Origin of the sequence: Brevibacillus fluminis (assembly GCF_003710825.1) — a bacterium.
GTDB classification, from domain to species: Bacteria; Bacillota; Bacilli; order Brevibacillales; family Brevibacillaceae; genus Brevibacillus_D; species Brevibacillus_D fluminis.
Genome location: NZ_RHHQ01000032.1, coordinates 1 through 3175, shown reverse-complemented (window position 1 = coordinate 3175; position 3175 = coordinate 1). Strand labels below are relative to the sequence as shown.

Sequence of the window (3175 nt, the reverse complement as noted above, 5' to 3'; positions counted from 1 at the left end):
GAATACGCAAGTCATTGCTATGGATTGTTGTGGATAAGCCCTCGACCGATTAGTATTCGTCAGCTCCACGCGTTACCGCGCTTCCACACCGAACCTATCAACCTCATCGTCTATGAGGGGTCTTACCAGATTAACTCTGTGGGAAATCTCATCTCAAGGGGGGCTTCACGCTTAGATGCTTTCAGCGCTTATCCCGTCCATACATAGCTACCCAGCTGTGCTCCTGGCGGAACAACTGGTGCACCAGCGGTATGTCCACCCCGGTCCTCTCGTACTAAGGGCAGCTCCTTTCAAATTTCCTACGCCCGCGACAGATAGGGACCGAACTGTCTCACGACGTTCTGAACCCAGCTCGCGTACCGCTTTAATGGGCGAACAGCCCAACCCTTGGGACCTACTTCAGCCCCAGGATGCGATGAGCCGACATCGAGGTGCCAAACCTCCCCGTCGATGTGGACTCTTGGGGGAGATAAGCCTGTTATCCCCAGGGTAGCTTTTATCCGTTGAGCGATGGCCCTTCCATGCGGAACCACCGGATCACTAAGCCCGACTTTCGTCCCTGCTCGACTTGTAGGTCTCGCAGTCAAGCTCCCTTGTGCCTTTACACTCTACGAATGATTTCCGACCATTCTGAGGGAACCTTTGGGCGCCTCCGTTACTTTTTAGGAGGCGACCGCCCCAGTCAAACTGCCCACCTGGCATGGTCCTCGCACCCGATAAGGGTGCCGAGTTAGAAACTCCGTACATCAAGGGTGGTATCCCACCGACAGCTCCACAGAGGCTGGCGCCCCTGCTTCTCAGCTTCCCACCTATCCTGTACATGATGCACAAAGTTCCAATACCAGGCTACAGTAAAGCTCCATGGGGTCTTTCCGTCTTGTCGCGGGTAACCTGCATCTTCACAGGTATTATGATTTCACCGGGTCTCTTGCCGAGACAGCGCCCAAGTCGTTACGCCTTTCGTGCGGGTCGGAACTTACCCGACAAGGAATTTCGCTACCTTAGGACCGTTATAGTTACGGCCGCCGTTTACTGGGGCTTCGGTTCAAAGCTTCGCTTGCGCTAACCCATCCCCTTAACCTTCCAGCACCGGGCAGGCGTCAGCCCCTATACTTCGCCTTGCGGCTTCGCAGAGACCTGTGTTTTTGCTAAACAGTCGCTTGGGCCTTTTCACTGCGGCCCCCTCGGGCTATTAACCCTACCGAGGCGCCCCTTCTCCCGAAGTTACGGGGCCATTTTGCCGAGTTCCTTAGCAAGAGTTATCCCGCGCACCTTAGGATTCTCTCCTCGCCTACCTGTGTCGGTTTGCGGTACGGGCACCAGATTGCTCACTAGACGCTTTTCTTGGCAGTGTGAAATCAGGGACTTCGGTACTATAATTTCCCTCGCCATCACAGCTTGCCCTTACGATGTGCGGATTTGCCTACACATCAGGCTTACTGCTTAGACGGCCATCCAATAGGCCGCTCACCCTATCCTCCTGCGTCACGCCATCGCTCAAACGCAATCACGGTGGTACTGGAATATCAACCAGTTGTCCATCGCCTACGCCTTTCGGCCTCAGCTTAGGTCCCGACTAACCCTGGGAGGACGAGCCTTCCCCAGGAACCCTTAGGCTTTCGGTGGACAAGATTCTCACTTGTCTTTTCGCTACTTACACCGGCATTCTCACTTCCAAGCGCTCCACCGCTCTTTCCAGTACGGCTTCACTGCTGCTTGGAACGCTCCCCTACCCAGTCCGTTAGGACTGCCATAGCTTCGGTGGTATGTTTAGCCCCGTTACATTTTCCGCGCAGAGTCACTCGACCAGTGAGCTATTACGCACTCTTTAAATGGTGGCTGCTTCTAAGCCAACATCCTGGTTGTCTGGGCAACTCCACATCGTTTCCCACTTAACATACACTTGGGGACCTTAGCTGATGGTCTGGGCTGTTTCCCTCTTGACGACGGATCTTAGCACTCGCCGTCTGACTCCCGGACATAAGTTTTTGGCATTCGGAGTTTGACTGAGTTCGGTAACCCGATGAGGGCCCCTAGCCCAATCAGTGCTCTACCTCCAAAACTCTAAGTCCGAGGCTAGCCCTAAAGCTATTTCGGGGAGAACCAGCTATCTCCGAGTTCGATTGGAATTTCACCGCTAGCCACACCTCATCCCCGCACTTTTCAACGTGCGTGGGTTCGGGCCTCCAGTAGGTGTTACCCTACCTTCACCCTGGACATGGCTAGATCACACGGTTTCGGGTCTACGGCAACGTACTTGCGCCCTATTCAGACTCGCTTTCGCTGCGGCTCCGTCTCTTCGACTTAACCTCGCACGTTACCGTAACTCGCCGGTTCATTCTACAAAAGGCACGCCGTCACACATAAACAGTGCTCCGACTATTTGTAAGCACACGGTTTCAGGTACTCTTTCACTCCCCTCCCGGGGTGCTTTTCACCTTTCCCTCACGGTACTGGTTCACTATCGGTCGCTAGGGAGTATTTAGCCTTAGCAGATGGTCCTGCCAGATTCATACGGGATTTCACGTGTCCCGCACTACTCGGGGTTGGTCTCGGAGAGACACAAGTTTAGGATACGCGACTGTCACGCTCTTTGGTCAGCCTTCCCAGACTGTTCGCCTACCTGTGTCTTTTGTAACTCCATGTGAGACGCCCCACAACCCCGCAGGGTAAACCCTACGGTTTAGGCTAATCCGCGTTCGCTCGCCACTACTGACGGAATCACTATTGTTTTCTCTTCCTCCGGCTACTTAGATGTTTCAGTTCACCGGGTGTGCCTTCTCATACCCTATGTATTCAGATATGGATACCATCCCATTACGGATGGTGGGTTGCCCCATTCGGAGATCCCCGGATCAAAGCGTGCTTACCGCTCCCCGAGGCTTATCGCAGTTCGCTGCGTCCTTCGTCGGCTCCTAGCGCCAAGGCATCCACCGTGTGCCCTTTGTAACTTAACCACATCGGAAAACGCGGAGCGTTTTTCTTCCTTCTCCATACGTTTTTCATCCATCATGATCAGTACAAATTGTACTTCAATGTTAATCCTTAGCAATACTTGCGTTATCCAGTTTTCAAGGAACAAAAACTTTTGGAGACAAAAAATCTCCGCCTGGCAACGTCCTACTCTCCCAGTCCCCTTCGGGACAAGTACCATCGGCGCTGGAGGGCTTAACGG

General features: G+C 53.7%; 1 rRNA gene. It reads right to left on the bottom strand.

The annotated features are described in order from the left end of the window. Positions 1–29: 29 nt before the first annotated feature. Positions 30–2957, bottom strand: a 23S ribosomal RNA gene (locus EDM56_RS30380). Between the last annotated feature and the right edge of the window lie 218 nt (positions 2958–3175).